At 57.8% G+C, this 20,810-nt stretch carries 21 protein-coding genes, 1 tRNA gene and 1 pseudogene; 10 read left to right on the top strand and 13 right to left on the bottom strand.

The genetic code is table 11. The features are described 5' to 3' along the window. Positions 1-9: 9 nt before the first annotated feature. Positions 10-1,401 carry a GABA permease gene (gabP, locus tag ACA074_RS01550; RefSeq protein ID WP_497616049.1) on the bottom strand — a complete coding sequence of 464 codons (1,392 nt, stop codon included), beginning with the start codon at positions 1,399-1,401 and terminating at the stop codon, positions 10-12. Between the two features lie 553 nt (positions 1,402-1,954). Here gabP and ACA074_RS01545 point away from each other — a divergent pair. The 7 genes from ACA074_RS01545 to ACA074_RS01515 all read left to right on the top strand — a co-directional run bounded on the left by ACA074_RS01545 (position 1,955) and on the right by ACA074_RS01515 (position 7,477). Further along, positions 1,955-2,728 carry an ABC transporter ATP-binding protein gene (locus tag ACA074_RS01545; protein WP_187678895.1) on the top strand — a complete coding sequence of 258 codons (774 nt, stop codon included), beginning with the start codon at positions 1,955-1,957 and terminating at the stop codon, positions 2,726-2,728. Between the two features lie 13 nt (positions 2,729-2,741). Further along, the gene (locus tag ACA074_RS01540; RefSeq protein WP_497658488.1) at positions 2,742-3,488 is read left to right on the top strand and encodes an ABC transporter substrate-binding protein; all 747 of its coding nucleotides are present in this window, start codon (positions 2,742-2,744) and stop codon (positions 3,486-3,488) included. Between the two features lie 78 nt (positions 3,489-3,566). Beyond that, positions 3,567-4,262 (top strand): ABC transporter permease, encoded by a 696-nt coding sequence (locus ACA074_RS01535; RefSeq protein WP_187678897.1) that lies wholly within the window; start codon positions 3,567-3,569, stop codon positions 4,260-4,262. Next, positions 4,259-4,948: an ABC transporter permease gene (locus ACA074_RS01530; RefSeq protein ID WP_187678898.1), complete on the top strand. Its 690-nt coding sequence runs from the start codon at positions 4,259-4,261 to the stop codon at positions 4,946-4,948. Before ACA074_RS01535 ends, ACA074_RS01530 begins: the two co-directional genes overlap by 4 nt. Further along, positions 4,929-6,164, top strand: a complete 1,236-nt coding sequence (locus ACA074_RS01525) for a methyltransferase (RefSeq protein WP_497678320.1) — start codon at positions 4,929-4,931, stop codon at positions 6,162-6,164. The genes ACA074_RS01530 and ACA074_RS01525 overlap by 20 nt, the downstream gene beginning before the upstream one ends. 345 nt (positions 6,165-6,509) lie before the next feature. Next, the gene (locus tag ACA074_RS01520; RefSeq protein WP_497616046.1) at positions 6,510-7,325 is read left to right on the top strand and encodes an FkbM family methyltransferase; all 816 of its coding nucleotides are present in this window, start codon (positions 6,510-6,512) and stop codon (positions 7,323-7,325) included. A gap of 76 nt (positions 7,326-7,401) precedes the next feature. Continuing rightward, positions 7,402-7,477 (top strand) — tRNA-Thr (locus tag ACA074_RS01515). Positions 7,478-7,801: 324 nt separating this feature from the next. Here ACA074_RS01515 and ACA074_RS01510 read toward each other — a convergent pair. Next, positions 7,802-7,912 (bottom strand): annotated as a pseudogene (locus tag ACA074_RS01510) (helix-turn-helix domain-containing protein); the annotation flags it as partial. Between the two features lie 486 nt (positions 7,913-8,398). Here ACA074_RS01510 and ACA074_RS01505 point away from each other — a divergent pair. Then, positions 8,399-8,680, top strand: a complete 282-nt coding sequence (locus tag ACA074_RS01505; RefSeq protein ID WP_497678319.1) for a DUF3077 domain-containing protein — start codon at positions 8,399-8,401, stop codon at positions 8,678-8,680. 44 nt (positions 8,681-8,724) lie between these two features. On the opposite strand, the gene ACA074_RS01500 is transcribed toward ACA074_RS01505, so the two are convergent. Both ACA074_RS01500 and ACA074_RS01495 read right to left on the bottom strand, forming a co-directional pair. Beyond that, positions 8,725-9,405 (bottom strand): RES family NAD+ phosphorylase, encoded by a 681-nt coding sequence (locus ACA074_RS01500; protein ID WP_497678318.1) that lies wholly within the window; start codon positions 9,403-9,405, stop codon positions 8,725-8,727. Beyond that, a complete protein-coding gene (locus tag ACA074_RS01495) occupies positions 9,402-9,812 on the bottom strand; it encodes an MbcA/ParS/Xre antitoxin family protein (protein WP_497678317.1) in 411 nt (136 codons plus the stop codon). Before ACA074_RS01495 ends, ACA074_RS01500 begins: the two co-directional genes overlap by 4 nt. A 332-nt stretch (positions 9,813-10,144) precedes the next feature. Between ACA074_RS01495 and ACA074_RS01490 the strand changes: the two genes are divergently transcribed. Beyond that, positions 10,145-11,071: a LysR family transcriptional regulator gene (locus ACA074_RS01490; RefSeq protein ID WP_497678316.1), complete on the top strand. Its 927-nt coding sequence runs from the start codon at positions 10,145-10,147 to the stop codon at positions 11,069-11,071. Here ACA074_RS01490 and ACA074_RS01485 read toward each other — a convergent pair. From ACA074_RS01485 to ACA074_RS01460, 6 genes are all read right to left on the bottom strand, one after another. Next, the gene (locus ACA074_RS01485; RefSeq protein WP_007909127.1) at positions 10,988-11,305 is read right to left on the bottom strand and encodes an AzlD domain-containing protein; all 318 of its coding nucleotides are present in this window, start codon (positions 11,303-11,305) and stop codon (positions 10,988-10,990) included. The two genes, ACA074_RS01490 and ACA074_RS01485, sit on opposite strands and share 84 nt — an antisense overlap. Continuing rightward, entirely contained in the window at positions 11,284-12,000 is a 717-nt protein-coding gene (locus ACA074_RS01480) for an AzlC family ABC transporter permease (RefSeq protein WP_123529786.1), read from the bottom strand. The genes ACA074_RS01485 and ACA074_RS01480 overlap by 22 nt, the downstream gene beginning before the upstream one ends. Beyond that, positions 11,997-12,374, bottom strand: a complete 378-nt coding sequence (locus ACA074_RS01475; RefSeq protein ID WP_016986309.1) for a GNAT family N-acetyltransferase — start codon at positions 12,372-12,374, stop codon at positions 11,997-11,999. The genes ACA074_RS01480 and ACA074_RS01475 overlap by 4 nt, the downstream gene beginning before the upstream one ends. Positions 12,375-12,453: 79 nt before the next feature. Next, a complete protein-coding gene (locus tag ACA074_RS01470) occupies positions 12,454-13,200 on the bottom strand; it encodes a 2OG-Fe dioxygenase family protein (protein ID WP_166218415.1) in 747 nt (248 codons plus the stop codon). 232 nt (positions 13,201-13,432) lie between these two features. After that, on the bottom strand, positions 13,433-14,737 hold the full coding sequence (locus tag ACA074_RS01465; protein WP_497658482.1) for an OprD family porin: 1,305 nt from the start codon (positions 14,735-14,737) through the stop codon (positions 13,433-13,435). Positions 14,738-15,034: 297 nt separating this feature from the next. After that, positions 15,035-15,703 (bottom strand): DsbA family protein, encoded by a 669-nt coding sequence (locus tag ACA074_RS01460; RefSeq protein ID WP_497678315.1) that lies wholly within the window; start codon positions 15,701-15,703, stop codon positions 15,035-15,037. 256 nt (positions 15,704-15,959) lie between these two features. Between ACA074_RS01460 and ACA074_RS01455 the strand changes: the two genes are divergently transcribed. Beyond that, entirely contained in the window at positions 15,960-18,053 is a 2,094-nt protein-coding gene (locus ACA074_RS01455) for a TonB-dependent receptor (protein ID WP_497678314.1), read from the top strand. 97 nt (positions 18,054-18,150) lie between these two features. Here ACA074_RS01455 and ACA074_RS01450 read toward each other — a convergent pair whose 3' ends face one another. The 3 genes from ACA074_RS01450 to aguB all read right to left on the bottom strand — a co-directional run bounded on the left by ACA074_RS01450 (position 18,151) and on the right by aguB (position 20,599). Beyond that, positions 18,151-18,363, bottom strand: coding sequence for a hypothetical protein (locus tag ACA074_RS01450; protein ID WP_489879674.1), 213 nt, complete (start codon positions 18,361-18,363; stop codon positions 18,151-18,153). A gap of 245 nt (positions 18,364-18,608) precedes the next feature. Further along, positions 18,609-19,715 carry an agmatine deiminase gene (aguA, locus tag ACA074_RS01445; protein ID WP_401267702.1) on the bottom strand — a complete coding sequence of 369 codons (1,107 nt, stop codon included), beginning with the start codon at positions 19,713-19,715 and terminating at the stop codon, positions 18,609-18,611. A 5-nt stretch (positions 19,716-19,720) separates the two neighbouring features. Next, a complete protein-coding gene (aguB, locus tag ACA074_RS01440) occupies positions 19,721-20,599 on the bottom strand; it encodes an N-carbamoylputrescine amidase (RefSeq protein ID WP_497678313.1) in 879 nt (292 codons plus the stop codon). Between the last annotated feature and the right edge of the window lie 211 nt (positions 20,600-20,810).

Genomic DNA, 20,810 nt, shown 5'->3' with positions numbered 1-20,810 from the left:
CGTTACGGATCAGTTCAACACCACCGCGCCACGTTTTTCCAGCTTGCGGCGGCGTGCCACCAGCAGGCCGGTAGCGACTACCAGCAGGCTCAACAGACCGGTGGCGAGGATTTCCACGCGGTGCGCTTCCTGGAACAGCATGATGGCCAGGGCGGCCACGATGAAGATGATCACCGCGTAGGTCAGGCCCGGGAACAGCCACATGCTGAAGACGATCTTCTCGCCGCGAGCCATGCGCTGTTTGCGCATACGCAGTTGCGAGAACGCGATCACCAAGTACACCAGCAATGCGATGGCGCCGGAACTGGCGAGCAGGAATTCGAACACCGCAGCCGGGGCCACGTAGTTGGCGAATGTGCACAGGAACGCTGCGCCAGTGGACAACATCACCGCCCAGTAAGGCGTACCGCTTTTGTTGACCCGAGTCGACATGGCTGGGGCGTCACCGCGTTTGCCAAGGGAAAACAGCATGCGCGACGAAGTGTAGAGCGCCGAGTTCAGGCAACTGGTTACCGCGACCAGCACCACGATGTCGACGATCATTTTCGCGTTCGGGATGCCCATGCGCTCAAGCACGGTCTGGTAGGAACCGAGGTTGGCCAGGGTCGGATCGTTCCATGGCACCAGGGCCACAACGATGAAGATCGACACGAGGTAGAACAGGCCGATCCGCCAGATCACCGAGTTGGTGGCCTTGGAGATTTGCTTGCCCGGGTTCTTCGATTCCGCAGCCGCGATGGTCACGATCTCGGTACCCATGAACGAGAACATTGTGGTCAGGATCGCGCCCAGCACTGCGCCCATGCCGTTTGGCAGGAAGCCGCCGCTGTCGAACAGGTGCGAAACACCGCTGACCTGGCTGTTTGGCAGGTAACCGAAGATTGCCGCCAGACCGAGAATGATGAAGCCGATGATCGCCAACACTTTGATCAGGGCGAACCAGAATTCGAACTCGCCGTAATTCTTCACGCTGAACAGGTTTGTCACGGTCAGCAACATCGTGATGATCAGAGCAAACGCCCAGATGCCCACATCGGGGAACCACGCGTGCAGGATGGTCGCGGCGGCGTTGGCTTCCAGCGGAATCACCAATACCCAGAACCACCAGTACAGCCAGCCGATGGTGAAGCCGGCCCAATGGCCGATGGCACGGTCAGCGTAGGTCGAGAACGAGCCGGTGTCCGGCGAGGCAACCGCCATTTCGCCGAGCATGCGCATGACCAAAACCACGAGGGTACCGGCGGCCGCATAGGCCAACAGCACGGCAGGGCCGGCGGCAGCGATGGCGTGGCCGGAGCCAACGAACAGACCTGCGCCGATAACACCGGCGATCGACAGCATGGTCACATGACGCGGTTTGAGCCCCTGTTCGAGGCCATTGGAGCTTGGGGTACTGCTCATCGAAACTACCTTTGCAAGGAAAGCGATTGCGTCCGGCCCGTCTGGTTTTTCCTTCTCGTAAAAAGAATCCAACGGGGCGTTCCTTATTCTGCACGCAATATTTGCGCCAAAATGTTTCAAACTCTTCTGGGATGGGGCTTTGCGCGCGACCGGACAGTCATCGCAAGTCATTGGATTTAATGGCAATCCGCCAGAGCGTTACCCAGCGACTCACTTTCCAAACGAAACAGCGCACCAGAAACACACTGAAAAAGTGTGGGATGCACAATAAAAGGGCGAATCGGGAACGTTCAGCCGGATAGCGCTTCCAACACCCCGCCAAAGCTGGCAACATCGCGCCTTTTTTTACGCGACACCCACGGGTTTGCACGTTCAAACAGCCGTTCGGTTGTTGATGGGGCGACAGTCTGCTGCGCCGATGCGACAACCTGCCACACGCCATCCGTTTACCGCTCGTAGCGCTGTTGGCTGCCATTGAAACGCTATGCTAGCTTGGCCGCCTCGCCAGGAAGGCCAACCAACAGCAGGAGCGCAACATATATGAGGAACGCACATGGCTGAGGCCACGCCCGCGCTTGAAATCCGCAACTTGCACAAACGCTACGGACAGCTTGAGGTGCTCAAAGGCATCTCGCTGACCGCCCGCGACGGCGATGTGATCTCGATCCTCGGTTCCTCCGGTTCCGGCAAGTCCACGTTCCTGCGTTGCATCAACCTCTTGGAAAACCCGCATCAGGGCCAGATTCTGGTCGCCGGTGAAGAACTCAAGCTCAAAGCCACCAAGAATGGCGAACTGGTTGCTGCCGACGGCAAGCAGATCAATCGCCTGCGCTCCGAGATTGGTTTTGTATTTCAAAACTTTAATCTGTGGCCGCATATGAGCGTGCTCGACAACATCATTGAAGCCCCGCGCCGCGTGCTCGGCCAGAGCAAAGCCGAGGCCATCGAAGTCGCCGAAGCGCTGCTGGCCAAGGTCGGCATCGCTGACAAGCGCCATGCTTACCCGGCGCAATTGTCCGGCGGTCAGCAGCAACGCGCGGCCATTGCCCGCACGCTGGCGATGCAACCGAAGGTGATTCTGTTCGACGAGCCCACCTCCGCCCTTGACCCGGAAATGGTTCAGGAAGTACTTAGTGTCATCCGCGCATTGGCCGAAGAAGGCCGCACCATGCTGCTCGTGACCCACGAAATGGGCTTCGCCCGTCAGGTCTCCAGCGAAGTGGTGTTCCTTCATCAGGGCTTGGTAGAAGAGCAAGGATCGCCACAGCAGGTGTTCGAAAACCCGCTTTCGGCGCGCTGCAAACAATTCATGTCCAGCAACCGCTAACGGAGCAACATGCATGCAGAATTTTAAAAAGGTCTTCCTGGCCGCCGCCGTTACCCTGGCGTTCAGCGCCGGTGCCATGGCCGAAACCCTGAAGATGGGCATCGAAGCGGCCTACCCGCCGTTCAACAATAAAGACGCCAGCGGCAACGTGGTCGGCTTCGACAAAGACATCGGCGACGCCCTGTGCGCCAAGATGAAAGTCGAATGCACCGTGGTCACGTCCGACTGGGACGGGATCATCCCGGCCCTGAACGCCAAGAAATTCGACTTCCTGATCTCTTCGATGTCGATCACCGAAGAGCGCAAGGGCGCGGTGGACTTCACCGAGCCGTACTACTCCAACAAGCTGCAATTCATCGCGCTGAAGGACAAAGAGTTCAAGACTGACAAGGACTCCCTCAAAGGCAAAGTGATCGGCGCCCAGCGCGCGACCCTGGCCGGCACCTTCCTGGAAGACAAAATGCCGGACGTCGAAGTGAAACTCTACGACACCCAGGAAAACGCCTATCTCGACCTGACTTCCGGTCGTCTGGACGGCATCCTCGCTGACAAATACGTCAACTACGAGTGGCTGAAAAGCGACGCCGGCAAAGCCTACGAATTCAAGGGCGACCCGGTAGAAGAAAGCGACAAGATCGGTATCGCTGTACGCAAAGGCGACCCGATCCGCGAGAAGCTGAACGCTGCGCTGAAGGAAATCGTTGCTGACGGTACCTACAAGAAGATCAACGACAAGTACTTCCCGTTCAGCATCTACTGATCCTGACCTGCGGGACCTGCGCCGTTATCTGACGGTGCAGGCTCCCGGCCCTGCCTGCCGCGATTTGAACAGAAATCCATGATTATCGACCTCTACGGATTCGGCCCGGCGCTCGCCGCTGGCGCGCTGATGACCGTCAAACTGGCACTCTCGGCCCTGTGCCTGGGGCTGGTGCTCGGTCTGCTCGGCGCCTTGGCCAAAACTTCCCCGTACAAGCCGCTGCAATGGCTTGGCGGCTTTTATTCAACGCTGGTGCGCGGCATCCCGGAATTGCTCTGGGTGCTGTTGATCTACTTCGGTACGGTCAACCTGATGCGCGCGCTCGGTGAGTTTTTCGGCAATCCCGATCTGGAACTCAGCGCCTTCGCTGCCGGCGTCATTGCGCTGGGCCTGTGCTTCGGCGCCTATGCCACGGAAGTGTTTCGTGGCGCGATCCTCGCCATTCCCAAAGGTCACCGTGAGGCCGGCGTGGCCCTGGGCCTGTCGAAATGGCGGATATTCACCAAACTGATCATGCCGCAGATGTGGCGCATTGCCCTGCCGGGCCTTGGCAATCTGTTCATGATCCTGATGAAAGACACCGCACTGGTGTCGGTAATCGGCCTGGAAGAAATCATGCGTCACGCGCAGATCGGCGTGACCGTATCGAAACAGCCGTTCACCTTCTATATGGTCGCCGCGCTGATGTACCTCGGCCTGACCGTGCTGGCGATGACCGGCATGCACTTCCTGGAAAAACGCGCCGCTCGCGGCTTCGCGAGGAGCACCCAATGAACTGGGAAGTCATCATCAAGTGGCTGCCGAAACTGGCGCAGGGCGCGACCCTGACCCTGGAACTGGTGGCCATCGCCGTGATCGCCGGGTTGCTGCTGGCAATTCCGCTAGGCATCGCCCGCTCTTCGAAGCTGTGGTACGTGCGCGCTTTGCCTTACGCCTACATCTTCTTTTTCCGTGGCACGCCGTTACTGGTTCAGTTGTTCCTGGTCTACTACGGCCTCGCGCAGTTCGACGCTGTGCGCAACAGCTCAATGTGGCCGTACCTGCGCGATCCGTTCTGGTGCGCCACCGCGACCATGACCCTGCATACGGCGGCGTACATCGCCGAAATCCTGCGCGGCGCAATCCAGGCGATTCCACCGGGCGAGATCGAAGCAGCACGCGCCCTTGGCATGTCCAAACCCAAAGCGATGTTCTACATCATCCTGCCGCGTGCGGCGCGCATCGGCCTGCCGGCCTATAGCAATGAAGTGATCCTGATGCTCAAGGCCAGCGCGCTGGCCAGCACCGTGACCCTGCTGGAACTGACCGGCATGGCGCGCACGATCATTGCCCGCACCTATCTGCCGGTGGAGATTTTCTTCGCGGCGGGCGTGTTCTATCTGCTGATGTCCTACGTGCTGGTGCGCGGCTTCAAGCTGCTGGAGCGCTGGCTGCGCGTCGATGCCTGCCAAGGGCGCTGAAACGTCCCACGTGCTGACGGGCGAGGACTTACTCGCCCGCTTCACGGCACTGGACTCATTTCTCACGACGCATCAGGCGTTGTGGAAACCTCGACCGTTCACTTACTTGCAGCTTCCATGGGAAGCGTCCTACCCGGAGTTGGCCTTGTGGCTACGCGGGCGGTCGCTGGAGGATGCGGAAAACGCTCATAACCAACCTGCTGATCTTGCCGATGCGCCGGAGCCGTTCGCTTCATTGGCGGCGTTATCGGCTGAGTTGGGTGCGGTCGGTGAGTTGCCCGGATATGCGCTGGAAGCTGCGGGCCATCGCTTGAATGTCGATGTGCCGGGGCGCAAATGGCAGCAGATTGAAGCGTTTGCCAGTCGACTGTCCTTCGCGTCGCAACCGACCCACTGGCTCGATTGGTGTTCCGGCAAGGGGCACTTGGGTCGACGTCTGTTGGGCGACGGCCAACAACTGACCTGCGTTGAATACGATCCTTCGTTGGTCGTCAGCGGTCAGGCATTGAGTCAGCGCCATCATCTGCATGCCTTGCACATCGAACAGGACGTGACAGCGTCGGACGCCGCGTCTTTATTGAACGCTGAACACACACCGATCGCCTTGCACGCCTGCGGCGATCTGCATGTGCGCCTGATGCAACTCGCCTCCGCCAGCGGCTGCCGCCAACTGGCCATCGCCCCGTGCTGCTTCAACCGGATCAATCGCACTACGTATCAGGCATTGTCCTGCGCGGGTTTGAAGTCCGCCCTACAGCTGTCGCGGGACGATCTGGCACTGCCAATGAGCGAAACCGTCACCGCCGGCGCACGCGTCAGGCGCCAGCGCGACACGTCGATGGCCCGACGCCTGGCCTTCGACCTGTTACAACGGCAGTCGCGCGGCATTGATGAATACCTGCCAACCCCCTCGCTACCGAGCGCGTGGCTGGACAAACCGTTTGCTGACTACTGCCGCGATCTGGCTGCGCTCAAAGAGTTATCCACAATCGGGACGCAAGACTGGCCAACTTTTGAAGCTGCTGGTTGGCAGCGGTTAGCCGAAGTTCGCAACCTGGAATTACTGCGAGGATTATTCCGACGGCCACTGGAGCTTTGGTTGAATCTGGATCGCGCACTTTTCCTCGTCGAGCAGGGATACGTCGTACGCCTCGGCGTCTTCTGTGAAACCGCGCTTACCCCCCGCAATTTCCTGCTGCTGGCCGAACGCGCTTAAACACGCAGCGCCTGTGGATAACTCTGTTGATAGAATTCTTGTGGATCCAATATCCCTGCCCGTTTCGGGCCATTATCACTACTGGTCATTTTTTGTTCACATAGATAAAAAACCTGTAAAACAGTGATTTGCGAACAAATTGAAAATATGTCCACAAAATCGTCGCCAAGCACGTTTGATGCCGTGCGTGTTGTGCATAAGCGGCCAACCAAAACGGCATAACCGCCTATTGGTAGGTCGGTAAAGTGAATAATTGCAGCCGCCTGAGACCCTTGCTATACAGGATCACAACGTGCCACCAGCGCACGCACGAACAAGAAAAAATCAGACCGACAGGAAGCGACCGTGACGTTCATTTCTTACGCACAGAATTTCGAAGACATCCGCCTGTGGCGCGCCCTCAGATACTTTGAAAATGGCTTCTATATCGATGTCGGCGCCAACGATCCGACCCACGATTCGGTCACCAAAGCCTTCTATGATCGCGGCTGGCACGGGATCAATGTCGAGCCAGTGCAGAACTACCACGACGCCTTACGTCAACAGCGTCCACGGGACGAGACCTTGCAATGCATTGCCAGTGATCAGCCCGGCGAAGTAACGTTCTACAGCATCCCGGATACCGGACTCTCCACTGCCGACCCCGCCGTTGCACAAGAACGCAAGAATCTCGGCATGGATGTGCACAGTCTCACCGTCAAGGCCCGCACCCTCAGCTCTATCTGCGAAGAGCATGCTGCCGACCGTCCCATACACTTTTTGAAAATCGACGTTGAGGGCCACGAAGAAACAGTCCTGCGCGGCATGGACTTCAACCGCTTCCGCCCATGGATCATCCTCATCGAAACACCGTGGGAGCGCGACCATACCTGGGAACATCTGATCACCGACGCGGGCTATCAGAATGTACTGTTCGACGGCCTCAACAGCTTTTTCCTTGCAGACGAACACCTCAACCTCAAACCCGCTTTCGACCTCCCGCCCTGCAACCTCGACAACTTCCAGCTCTGCAAGGGCCACGCCCTCGCCCACCCCGTCAATCCCGACCTCGAAACCGCCTTGCAACGGGCCGAACACGCCGAAGCACAGCTACGCGCCATGCAAAACAGTCGCGCCTGGCGCACCGTTCAGAAACTGCGCAACGTCCTGCGCAGAGCCTGATTCGAAGCCTGCGCAAAAATAGTCTGAATTCAGGGGTTTACAGGATCTTCCCAATCGCTATAATCGTCGCCCACACGCCGGTATAGCTCAGTTGGTAGAGCAACTGACTTGTAATCAGTAGGTCCCGGGTTCGACTCCTGGTGCCGGCACCATACAAAACAAAGCCCCTGCAGAAATGCAGGGGCTTTGTTGTTTCTGAGGTTTTTATATTTTTAGCCGCGTTTCAGCTTCAGTAGAAATAGCGCCTCTCCTCCGCGCACGTCGATCTAAACGCCATACGCCCTTTTCCCACAAAGCACGGCTTTTACCCAAAACGCCGAATTTCCGCTTTTATGCCAAATTATGAGCTGGCAATAATTATGGCGTGCCCATAAAAAGTGTAATCGCATGAGCAGCGTTTCTCAGCTCACTGAACCGGCGGAGTCAATGGCAACCCGGTTTCCCAGTCCAAGAGTGCTTGATGCCTCGACGCTTTGTTCCTCCGCCGCAGAAAGCAGCATCTGCGTTACGCGCGCGGCCTCACCGGCCTTCATCTGACGTATAGACTCCAGTAAATCCTGCTGGAATTGCTCCAGTTCATCGACCATCGCTGATCTCCTTGTTTTGTTGCTTAGAAAAGGCTAAGGACAAGTCATGACCGACAAAACGCATAGCGCGACATCCTGCGAAATTTGTTGTAACGAGAAGCCAAGCAAAGCCACTACGGGCCATGATTGTGCATCGGCTCTTCCTCAAGCTACCGTTCAATTCGTCGCTGCCAATTCAGCGACCGGGCCTGAGAACCCGCGTAAGATACAGGCGCACCAGCGCCCCAAATCACGATTGCCGGCGCTTTTTTGTGCCCGCATCCAAGTGTAATGGCGGCTGTGCGTGGGAGACCTCCGGGTCTGCCGGGTTCCTGTATCTCCGGTTTCTCAGCCTGCGCATAGCTGCCACCCTTTCGCCTGAGAACGAAAATGGCGGCTCTCATTTGATACAGGGAGTTCACAAATGAATGCCATTGATCCATCAGCAATTCACCGAACTGCAGCAACGGTCACCTCACGACACTTCCTTACGGCAGGTGAAGCGAAATGACCAACTACCTCGATCTGAAAACCCCAGGCCTCACGCACTTTTCCTCCCAGGCCAATCAAGCGCTGTTCCGCACCAATCGTGGTGTTCCAGTAATAGCTGCTCTCTCGCACGCCTCACATTTGCTTCACATCTCCAAGCTACTGACCGCTGACTCCACAGTCTCTCGCGACCCTGACCTTCACTCTTATGCCTCGCAGTATTTGCAGGAGTTAAGCAAGGCGTTGATCGATGATGTAGTGAAAGTGATGGATGCGCCGCCGGACAAGCCGTTGATGTAAATCACCCACATGAAGCCCTCGTTGATGCGAGGGCTTTTTGCGTTTCAGACCTCACTGATCTCAAACACAAACGAAATCCTGCGCTGGCTCGCGCTCCACACATAACGCAGATGCTTGCCCTGCTTCGGTATCGACACCGCTGGCGGGCGGAATGCCGCGACGCATTCGTGGCCCGGCAGGCGGACGCTGTTGTAGAGCAGACCCCAGGATTGGGCCTCACGCAGTTGCCGGGCGAATGCCTGGGACGGGCTGTAAGCGTCGGGATCCGGGTTGTGCAGGTCCGGGTAATCGTGGCGGATATCGTGCAGCGGTTTGACGACCTTGTTGACGTAGGTGCGCATGGTCAACTCAAGATCCGCTTCCTGCGTCGCGGCGAGAAAACGCTCCTGGTGATAACAGGTTTCGGCGATGGCGGCTGCCTGGCTGCTGGCGGCGTAGTAGACGCCGAAGGTGCCGTCGCAGAAGCGGCTGCTTTTGCCGATGTGGGTGAACGCAGCCATGACCGGGGTCGAGCCGGGGCCGGAAAGTCGATCTTCCGGGCGCACTCGGGCAAGCACGCCGGCCTGTTCGATCAGGCGATCATTGGTCAGTGCCTCGATGGCGTAGGCGATTTCCAGGTCTTCGGGGTCGAGTACGTCTTCGAACAACGCAATCGGCGGGAAGCTGCTGTTGACGATCCGGTAAGCCCGCGGCCACTGCGGATCGGCCAGCGCTGGCGCGTTCAACCGCGCACTCCGTCGAGGTAGCGCCGTACATCGGCAATGTCCACAACGCGCCCGGCCAGCATGTAATCCAGCGCGGTTCGACCATTGAAAGGCGCGGCGGTGTTTGGACTACTGACCCACGTATAAGCGCGCTCACGGCTGTTGCTGAAGATGATGCTCAACGCCTTGTGAATCCCCATCAGATAGGAGATGCGCTCAAGGGTGTCGTGAGGCAGGCGCACGTTCGGCGGCAGGTGTTTGTACTTGTAGAACGTGGTGTTGCCGACTCCACCGAGCAACGTGCGTTGCTGATCGGCGCTGCAGCCCCATCGTTCCATGAGGTTGAAGAAAAACTTCAGTGCGACGCGACCGGCTTCGGGGGCATCGAGTTGTTCGCGTGGGGTGAGGGCTGGGGTTGAGGTGGGCATGACCGCCTCCATTGGTAGCTGACATGACTTCAAGCCTAGTACAGATACGGATATTTGTTTTCTTTTAATCCGCTAACGAATCAGCTCGTTAACCCAATATGAATGTTAAAAACGCCGTGATTTGTTATTTCGCGTGAGTTTTTTTGACCTTCATCACCCCCAAGTCATCAAAAAACCCGATCCTGTGTCAGCTTCCAGCCATCGGCAGGGACATCAATTCGCTACTAAACCCGCGACAACTATGCTCAGGTGCAGGAATATAGCCGGCATATGGCGCCGGATCGGCAGTCTCGTAAACAACAATACCCAGCCCACTTCAGAGGGCATTACCCATGGATAGCAGAACCTTACGCAACCTCATGCGCATCGTGCAGACCGGCTCGTTGTCGGCCGCAGCCGAGCATTCGTGCCTGACTGTGCAGGCGTTGGCCGCGCAGTTGAACAAGGTCGAAGAGCAGTTCGGTTTCCGCTTGTTTCGTCGTTCCAACAAAGGGCTGACGCTGACGCCGCAAGGCACTGAGCTGACGCCGTATATCGACAAAGTGCTGATTGCCACGCGACAGATGGAAGAAAAAGTCGAGGCGCTGAAAGTGCCCGGGCAGCGCACGTTGAAGGTCGCGTTGAATAACACCTTGGCGCCTGACTTCAACCGGCGAATGATCGGACGCCTGATCGAGGTGTTTCCCGATTATCAGATGGAGTTCAGCTACGCCGAGTCGATGGAAAACCTCAGCAAGCTGAAGAATGAAGACTTTGATCTGGCGGTGCTGATCGGCCCGCAGCGTCCGGGTTTGCCGAGCATCGTCCTGCCGGATGTGCAGGTGCAGGTGGTTGGCGCGCATTGCGGGCAGGAAAACGATCCGTTGACGTTGCTGGGCAACAAATTTCAGGTGCGTCCTGCGGAAGATTGTCCGTATTCCCACAGCTTTTTGCGTTTTCTCGACGCCGGGCTGGGCAATCAAGAGAACGGCCAGCGCATGGTCTACTCGTGCAGTGAGACGTTGACCCTGTCGCTGATCACACAGATGGATGCGGTGGGCATGGTCTCGCGCGAGGCCGCGCAGAAAAACGGCCTGACGATTTTCCCCGGGTTCGAGGATTTCCTCGAAGTACGCCTGGCGGTGAACAATCCGGAGTTGTCCAATCAGGCGTTGAGCGACGTCGTCGATCTGCCGTTACATGAACGAGCCGAGCGCAATGTACGCAGCCGTCCCAACCGCCACACTGAGAAAGAGGTTTTTGCTGAAATACGCACATAACAGCGTCGGAATCGCTGCGTAGAATTCCGGGCGATCGAGCTGTATGTGCTGATCCTTGATCAACAAGGGTGTCAGGCTGATCGCAGCGACGATCGCCACCGGCAAGTATTCCAGCGCGCGCGCGATGAACGGCGGCCAGTGCTCGGTATTCACTTGCAGTGGCAAGGCACGTGGCAGGAAAGTCACCGCCATCATCAGCGCGACCACCAGAATCAGGAACGTTTGGTCAGGCATACACCCACTCCGCAGCCCACAAACGTGGCGATAAACACATTAAACGGCGAGTTGCCGACCAGGCTCAGTGCGCCCATGCAGATGACGGCCGCTGCTGCGGCAATCAACTTGTTGCGGGTATTGCACAGCGACACCAGCACGTAGAGCATCATCGCGGTCAGCGCGTAGTCGAGCTGATATTTGATCAAGTGTGCTGCGTATTGCGCGCACACCGCGCCCAGCAAACCGCCGAGTACCCACGCTGTGTGGCAGAACAGGTTGAAGCCAATCAGGTAGCGTACGTTGACTGGCGCGCCAGTGCCGAGTTTCACGCTGTGGAAGGCGAAGGATTCGTCGGTCAGGCCACCGGCGTAGCACCAGCGCTCCATGCGGCTGAGCCCCAACGCGCGCAGGGCCTTGGCCATGTACACCGACATCAGCATGTGGCGTGCGTTGATCAGGAAAGTGGTCAGCACAATGGTGGTCAGCGACGCGCCGCTGGAGATCAGCGCCAGCGCGGCGAATTGTGAAGCGCCGGCATACACGAATAAACACATCGCTACCGGCAGCCACAATGGCAGCCCGGCGTTGACGGCCATCAAGCCGAACACAAACGCCACCGTGAAGTAACCGGCCACCACCGGGCTGGCTTCGGCAAATGTACGCGACGGCTGATGGTTGACCATCAGCGGCGCGCTGCCGGACGTTTCATTCATAGATCCCTCTCAAATGTCCGTTCGCCATGAGGCTCGCAAAAACCCTGGGCAGCCCAGAATCGCTTGCCCGCGAGGTTAGCATCGTCGACGAACAGAAACATCCGCAGCACACCGACCCGCTTCATGTCGGACGACGCCGCTTCAACAAGACGTTGACCCACGCCCTGGCTGCGATAACGCGGGCTGACCGCCAGATGATTGATCGTGCCACGACTGCCGAGCATGCCGCCCAACACCGCGCCGACGATTTCACCCGCCACGTCGAAGGCCAGATAGGCCGTGGTGGTTTTCTGGATCAACACGCCGCGCAGGCATTTGGCATCCTGCCATTCGCAGAACGACACTTCGTCGAACTGACGGAAGAAGCGTTCCATGCGCTGCGCATCCTTTGCCGTGGCGCGGCGCAGCACCACCGGCGTCGAGCACTCGACGCCGTCGATTGGGGTGATCTGATTAGCGAACAATGTCGAAAGCGGTCCCGGGCCGCGAGAAGGAAATCGCCAGAATCTGCCGGTACGCCATGGCATGGGTGTGCGTATTGCGCGCCGGGGTCACGTAGTGACGCATGTCACGATCGAGGAAGTAGGTGGTGTCGAGAATCTCCTGGTAGGTGGTCGACGCCAATTGATGCTCGTGGATATCGTACAAACGACTCTCGGCACCCTCGACATTGTTTCGGCCCCAGAAGTGCACACCGCTGAACGGGTAGCCGTCGCAGTGAATCCCTTCAGGTGTGATTTCAAGCTGTTTGCCCGGTTTGATCTCGATGCGGATCTGATGGATCTGGCACTGCCAGATTTCATCGTGCAGTTCTTCCGGCAACACGCTTTTGTACACTTCAAAATCGGTGTCGATGAGGCTGCGCATCACCGGCGACTCGATGACTTCATCGGAGAAGTCCTGGAAGTGCCGCACAAGGCCGCCCACATAGGCGTTGTTTTCCTTGGATTGCACGTAGGCGCGATGTTCGAGTTGCTTCAGTTCGCGTGTCTTCGGGTTGTACTCAAAGTCGCTGTAACGACGGTAACGCATGCCGGCTTCGGCCTGACCGTAGTAGCTATCAGGCTCCATGTTTTCCCAACTTTTGGTCAGTCTGACGAAGTCGGCAAAATGACCGTAGAGATTGAAGTCACCACCCTGGACGTTGACATATTTGTCGCGCCGTAGCGATTCGCCCACTTCTCTGTTCAAAACGATCATTACCAAATTCTCCGCTGCGTTGAGCGGCCTAATCTATTAGGTGGAGAATTTGCGTCCATGAGAAAGAATTTCAGGCATTTAAAGGCCTGTTTGAAACGGCGTTTGAAGCGACTTAAAAACAACTTTTACATGACAAAAACACGGGTTTTTTCGGGTTTTCACTGAAAAATCGACGAAAAAAAATCCCGAACCAGTCGGGATTTTTCTCATATCTGTTACACCTGATCGAGCATCAGAAGATGTTGATCGGGTAATCCACAAACACGCGCAGCTCGTTGCCGCTGACGTTGTATTCGCTGGATTTCTGCGAAACACGCAGGATCGAGCTTCGCAGTTTCACGCTCAGGTCTTTGGCCGGGCCGCTTTGCACCACGTACTTGAACTGGTTGAAGATTTCGCGCTCGGTGCCGCCTTCGCTGGTGGAGGTGGTGATGTTGTCGCCACGCACGTAAGCGAAGTTGTAGCTCAGACCCGGTACGCCGAATGCGCCGAAGTCCAGGCCGTAACCCAACTGCCAGCTGCGTTCGTCTTCGGCGTTGAAGTCCGACCAGTAGGAGTTGGCCAGGTAGATGGAGTTGCCACCATCGCCGACGCGACCCTGACCTTTCTGGTAACCGCCGTAGGCGTAGCCCAGGTTGCTGTCGCCGGTGGAGCGCTGGTGCGCCACGGTGAACGAGTGCGGGCCAGTGGCGAAGGTGGCTGCCAGACTCCAGATCTTATTGTCGCGACCGGTCACGATGCTTTCGCCCGGAATGGTGTTTTCGCGAACGTAGGCGCTGTCGAGCTTGGTGCGGTAGCCGTTGAAGTCCAGGGTCAGGGACTGATCCTTGTCGATCGGGAACACGTAGTTGGCGTTCACGTATTGCTTCTTCAACACGTCTTCAACGTCGGAAGCGTACAGCGCAGCCTTGAACTGTTCGGTGAACTGGTAGCTACCGCCGATCACGTTGATTGACTTCAGACCACCGCTGTCACGACCTTCATCGCTTTTGCGCGATTCGGCGGTGAAACGACCGGCGTTCAGTTCCAGACCTTTGATCTCTTTGGAAGTGATCAAAGTGCCGGTGTAGCTTTCCGGCAGCAGACGCACGTTGTCGTAGCTCAGTACCGGCAAGGCCGGCATCTGGTCACCGTAGGTCAGCACAGTGTTGGAGAAGCGGAACTTGACCGCCGCGCCGCCCTTGGCCAGATCGTGGTTCGCGCGACCGTCATTTTCTTGCTTGAAGAAATCGATACCACCGGCGCCGCTGCGGCCCTTGCCGCCGTCCAGACGCAGTGCGTACAGACCGAAAGCGTCAACACCGACACCCACGGTGCCTTGGGTGAAGCCGGACGAGAACGTACCGATGGCCGCTTGGCCCCATTCGGCCTTGTCGTCGTTTCCGTCTTTGTAATCACGATTGATGTAGGCGTTGCGCAGCAGCACTTTCAGGCTGCTGTCTTCTACAAAACCCTTGGATTCGGCCTGGTCGTTAGCCATGGCCTGTGTGGCGCTCAACATCCCCAGAGCGATCAGGCTGATACGCTTGTTCAACATTTTATTTTCCTTATTACGGGTTGAAACGCGCTGTGTCGAACGGCTGAAACGGCGCTGATGCACTCTTTTTTCACCCCGAAACAAAAAGGCCCGCCCACGACAAAGTCGTGGCGGGCCTTCTTATTATTTTTGAGTCATGGCGGTTGGCCACAGGCGTTGGGCCGAATCGTAGCCGCGCCTTGAACATTGTGTCAATTTCAAGAATCGTCTTTAAATAGGCAAAAATCGTCTAAGAAACGTAAATTTTGCGCTGACTCCTTGCACGGAAATGCCGGCAGCTAGTGAATCCAGCGTCTATCAAAAGCAGCCGTCGAGGCCGCAGAGCGCTGACGATTCACCCTTCTCATTAATCTCCAAGGCCTGTCTCAACCAATCGGCAAAGGCCTGCGGTTTGCCCAGCCAGGCACTGATGTCGATCAAGGTGAACTGGCCGTCCTGCTCCAAGGCGAACGTCGGAAACCCCTGCCCGCCAAGGCGCGCCAACAATGCGCGACTGGTTTTTACATGCTGCTCGGTATCAACGGATTTAAACGCGGCCCGGAAAGTTTCCTCGGCGTAGCCCATCTGATCCGCCAACAGCAAAAGTACGGATTCATCGGCGATCCGCCGCCCTTCTGCGTAGTGTGCGGTCTGCAACCGCCCGAGCATCTGCAGACCACGGTCATCGATTGCCTCGGCCGCCATGACGGCAGCAATGGGTGGCGTCGAGTCGAACACAGCCGTGTGATCGCGCAGCAAGCCTTCGAAATAGGCCTCGCCAAACGGCTGCCCGGTGTATTCAGCGATGCGCCGGTCGTGGGGCATGACGTAATTGCGTAATTGCGGGGAAACACGCTGGCGGTTGGCACCGCTCATCATCCCGCCGGCATGAGCGATTACCGGCAGCACTTGCTGCGCGGCCTGTACCAGCGGTTTGGCGCCATAACACCAGCCGCACAGCGGGTCATAGATGTAATGAAGGATCATCGGAAAACTCCGGCCTGAAAGTGGGAAAAATCAATGCCGGCAGACTAGTCCTCGGGGCGTGGGGGAAAAACGCTGGAATGGCTTTCAGACTGTTTCGTGAATCGGTCGAATTGCCTGAACGGTCAGATTGTGTCCGGATCGACACAAATTGAAACAATCAGACAAGGGAACTTTTAAGGAATAATTAACGGGAGCAAATGCAAAGCATTACCATTCGCACGCTCGAATTCTTCCACCCTTTCGGATGCGCTTTTCAATGCCTGCCCCGTTCCGTCTTACGCCCGTCACCCTTGGGCTTTCTGCTTTCCTGTCCAGCGGTTTTGCCTGGTCGGCCACTGAGTTGCCCGCCACCGCCATCAGCGCCGAAGCGCAAGCCGATGACCCGCGCGTCAAAGTCAGTAATACCGCGACCCGCACCTCGACCCCGGTGCGTTATGTGCCGCAGGCCATTGATTCGATCAAGACGTCGAACGTCGCCGACTACGGCACCAATGATATCGGCGATGCCCTGAGTGGCATGCCCAACGTCAGCAGCAGCGCCGACACCCGCTTCGACAGCTTGCGCATTCGTGGCTTCGACGCCAGCAACGACTTTTATCTGGACGGCATCCGCGACGACAGCCAATACAAGCGCGACCTGCACAACATCGAGCGCGTCGAAGTGCTCAAAGGTCCGGCCGCCGTGCTGTATGGCCGTGGCAGTCAGGGCGGGATCGTCAATCGGGTGAGCAAAGCGCCTGAGGCCGGACGTCGCTCAACCATAGAAGCCCAGGCCGGCAGCGAAGATCTACGCAGCCTGTACGCCGACCTCAGCACCGACCCGAGCGAGAACATCAGCCTGCGCCTGAACATGGGCAATATGGATGAAAACAGCTTCCGCGACGGCGTCAGCGGCAACCGCCAACTGTTCGCTCCGTCGATGAGCTGGCAACTGACGCCCGAGCTGAACTGGCTGGTGCAGTACGAATACAGCCGTTACAACCGCACACCGGATCGCGGCATTCCTGGGGTAAACGGGCGCCCGGCGGATGTCGGCCGCGACACAACCTACGGCAATGATCACGATTTCATCGACGACAAGTCGCAATCCCTGCGCTCGAAACTCACCTACGAGATCAACGACAACTGGCAACTGCGCCAGACCCTCGGCGTGTTCAAGCTCGACAGTGATTTCGACAACACCTACCTCACCGGTTACACGCCTGCGACCAACAAGGTCACGCGTCAGCACTGGCAGCAGGATCTGAACACCCGCAACGTCTACAACAACCTCGAACTTGAAGGCGGTTTCGATACGTTCGGCCTTGAGCATCGCCTGCTGACCGGTGTCGAGATCGGCAGTCAGCGCCGCGATCCAAAACTGTATAACGCCGCCACCGGCAGAACACCGGGTGCGCAACCTGTGCCGTCGCTGGACCTGTTCAACCCCAACCGCGACCTGCGCCACACCGGCAGCATGCAGCTCAACAGCAGCAGCCACACCGAGATCGAAAGCCGCGCGGTCTATGTTCAGGATCAACTGCGCCTGAACGATCAATGGCAACTGCTCGCCGGGTTGCGCTACGACACCTTTGATATCGAGTCGACCAACAAGCTCAGGAACCTTTCCGAAGATCGCGACAGCCACAGCACCAGCCCGCGCGTGGGTCTGGTCTGGACGCCGCTGCAGAATCACTCCTTCTACGCCTCGTGGTCGAAAACTTTCTCGCCGGTGGGCGGAGGCCTGATCGGCATCACACCGGGCGCGGCCGGCAACACCAACGATCTGAGCCCCGAGCTGACCAAGCAGAAAGAAATCGGCGTGAAGAGTGACTGGCTCGATGACCGTTTGAGCACCACCCTGGCGATCTATGATCTTGAACTCTACAACCGCCGCACCACCGATCCGAATGATCCGACCCTGACCATCATGACCGGCGTACAGCGCTCACGCGGGATCGAGCTGACCGCCACCGGCAACATCGTCGGCAACTGGTACGTGCGCGGTGGCGTCGGTGTGCAGGATGCGAAGATCGAGAAGGACAACAACGGTCTGGAAGGCAAACGCATCAACAACGTTGCCAAACGCAACGGCAGCCTGTTCCTGACCTGGAAGCCGGAAATGGGCTGGTACGGCGAAACCGGTCTGACCCTGGTTGGCCAGCGTTATGCCGATAACGCCAACACCACCGTGCTGCCGGGTTATGGCCGTTGGGATGCGCTGGTCGGTTATCGCTTCAAGGACTGGGATTTGCGCGCAGCGCTGAACAACATCAGCGATCGCGAGTATTACGAATCGGCGACGAGCCAGTATCAAATCCAGCCGGGCGCGCCGCGTAGCGTCGTGATGACGGGCACCTATAGTTTTTAAAAGCGGGATCAAAAGATCGCAGGCTGCGATCTTTTCGGTTTTGCATAAAAAAGCGCCGCCATCCCGGCAGCGCTTTTACCAATCCCTGTTGTTTTTCTTATCCCTGCATCACAGCCCACAACGCTTCCAGTTCGGCCTCGCTGAACAGGTCAGCGGGGTAGCGCTCGATCATCATCCGGCGCGGATCAGGTTCCCTGATCTGACGCGTTCCATTGGACTTCAAAAAGTGCGCGACAATCTGGAGCGATTCGCCGTTTACGGCCATGGGATGCAACGTCCGCTCGCTGACTACGTTCACTTCGGCGTTCATTTCAGCGCTCTCTCCCCGGTCATGAGCGGCTACGTTATCCAAGGTTTATGACAGAACTGTTGAAGTTCGCCTCCCTCCCTAGTGCCCTTTGTCCGATACAAGAGCTATGCCAAGGTTTCCGATTTGTCGACAAGCGGATACAAAGAAGCCCGCAGTCCAACCGGGCTGCGGGCTTCTTCAGGTACATCGCGCGCTAATCGTCGCCCGGCTGATTTATTAATCAACTCAGGCTGTTACGACTCAACTCACTCTTTGTGCGGCGCGGGTTGCTGCTGGGTAAGGCAGTGAATATTGCCGCCACCCAGTAACAGTTCGCGGCCCGGCACCATCACCACTTCGTGTTGCGGGAACAGGTTCTGCAGGATTTCCCGAGCCGGGGCGTCCATCGGATCGTCGAAGCTCGGTGCGATGATGCCGCCGTTGACGATCAGGAAATTCACGTAGGAACCGGCCAGGCGCACGCTCGGATTGCGCTCCTGAGTGCCATCCACCGGATCGACCCCGGCGCACTCTTCTTCGGTCGCGAACAACGGCCCCGGAATCGGCATTTTGTGCACCGTGAACGGGCGGCCCTTGGCATCGGTGCTGCTTTCCAGCACCTTCATCGCGGCCTGACAGCGTGGGTAGTTCGGATCCTGTGGATCATCGGTCCACGCCAACAGCACTTCGCCCGGACGCACGTAGCAGCAGAAGTTATCCACATGGCCATCGGTTTCGTCGTTGAACAAACCGTCCGGCAGCCAGATGATTTTATCCACAGCCAGATTGGCGCTCAGCACTGCTTCGATTTCTTCGCGACTCAGGTGCGGGTTGCGATTGCGGTTGAGCAGGCATTCTTCAGTGGTGATCAGCGTGCCTTCGCCGTCGACGTGAATCGAACCACCCTCCAGCACAAAACCTTCGGTGCGATAACGCGGGCTGCGCTCGATCTCGAGGATCTTGCCGCCGACCTGCGAATCGCGGTTCCACGGCGAGTACAAGCCGCCGTCAAAGCCGCCCCAGGCGTTGAAGTCCCAGTTCACACCGCGCACTTCGCCACTGTTATTGATAACGAAGGTCGGACCGCTGTCGCGAACCCAGGCGTCATCGCTGGACATCTCGACCACGCGGATATTCGGCACGTCGAGACGGGCGCGGGCGTTTTCGTATTGGCCGGCGGACACCGCAACAGTCACCGGTTCAAAACGGGCGATGGCCTTGGCCACCGCCACGTGGGCAGCTTGTGCAGGTTTGCCGCCCAGGCGCCAGTTGTCCGGGCGCTCGGGCCAGATCATCCAGGTTTGCGTTTGGGGTGCCCACTCGGCCGGCATGTGGAAGCCGTCGGCGCGCGGGGTGCTTTTCAATGTGGTCATCGGGATCAGGACTCCAGGGAACCGTCGAGGGTTTTCAACGCGCCGTACAGATTCGGCCGGCGGTCACGGAATGAACCCCACGCGCTGCGAATATGTTCCAGCTCGTCGAGGTTGAAAGTGTGCACAAGAATACCTTCTTCGGTTTTATTCAGCTCCTGCACTTTTTCGCCGAACTGGTTGGCGATGAACGATGAGCCGTAGAACGTGATGTCGTAGCCGTCCTGTTCTTCGTTGCCGATGCGATTACTGGCGATCAGCGGCATCAGGTTGGCGCCGGCATGGCCCTGCTGCACGCGCTGCCAGTGATCGCGGGACGAAATGCTCTTGTCGTGCGGCTCGCTGCCGATGGCGGTCGGGTAAAACAGGATTTCCGCACCTTGCAGCGCCATCGCCCGCGCCGCTTCCGGGAACCACTGATCCCAGCAGATGCCCACGCCGATTTTTGCGTAACGGGTATTCCAGACCTTGAAGCCGGTATCGCCCGGATTGAAGTAATACTTTTCGTGGTAACCCGGACCATCCGGGATGTGGCTTTTACGATAAATCCCGAGGTTGCTGCCGTCGGCATCGATGATCGCGATGCTGTTGAAACGCGCACGACCGGCCAGCTCGTAGAAGCTGATCGGCAGCACCACTTGCAGCTCTTTGGCGATTTTCTGGAAATGTTTGATCGCGACGTTTTCTTCCACCGGCGTGGCCAGTTGCAGATAGTCCGGGTTCGGCTTCTGGCAAAAGTACGGCGCTTCGAACAGCTCCTGGATCAGGATGATCTGCGCGCCTTTTGCGGCAGCTTCGCGCACCAGTCTTTCGGCGGTTTCGAGGTTGGCTTCCAGATCCCACGAACAGGCCATCTGCGTGGCGGCGACGGTAACGATACGGCTCATGAATCATCTCCGGGCAAGTGCTTTGACGGTCGAGGATTCGACCGAAGAGAAAAAACGCGCGCACCGGACAAAAAATCGCCATGCCGGAGCAATGGCGACTTTATAGACGATAAATATCGGCTTTAGAAGCTATCTACCAACCTTTCATCTAAAAATAATCACAAATAGCCGATATAAATCTGCTTTGTGTAGGAGCGGTTGGGAATCCGTG

The sequence above is a fragment of the Pseudomonas sp. LBUM1655 genome, from assembly GCF_059716085.1.
The sequence above is the reverse complement of the archived record's forward strand: the minus strand, read 5'-3'. Positions and strand labels throughout refer to the sequence as shown.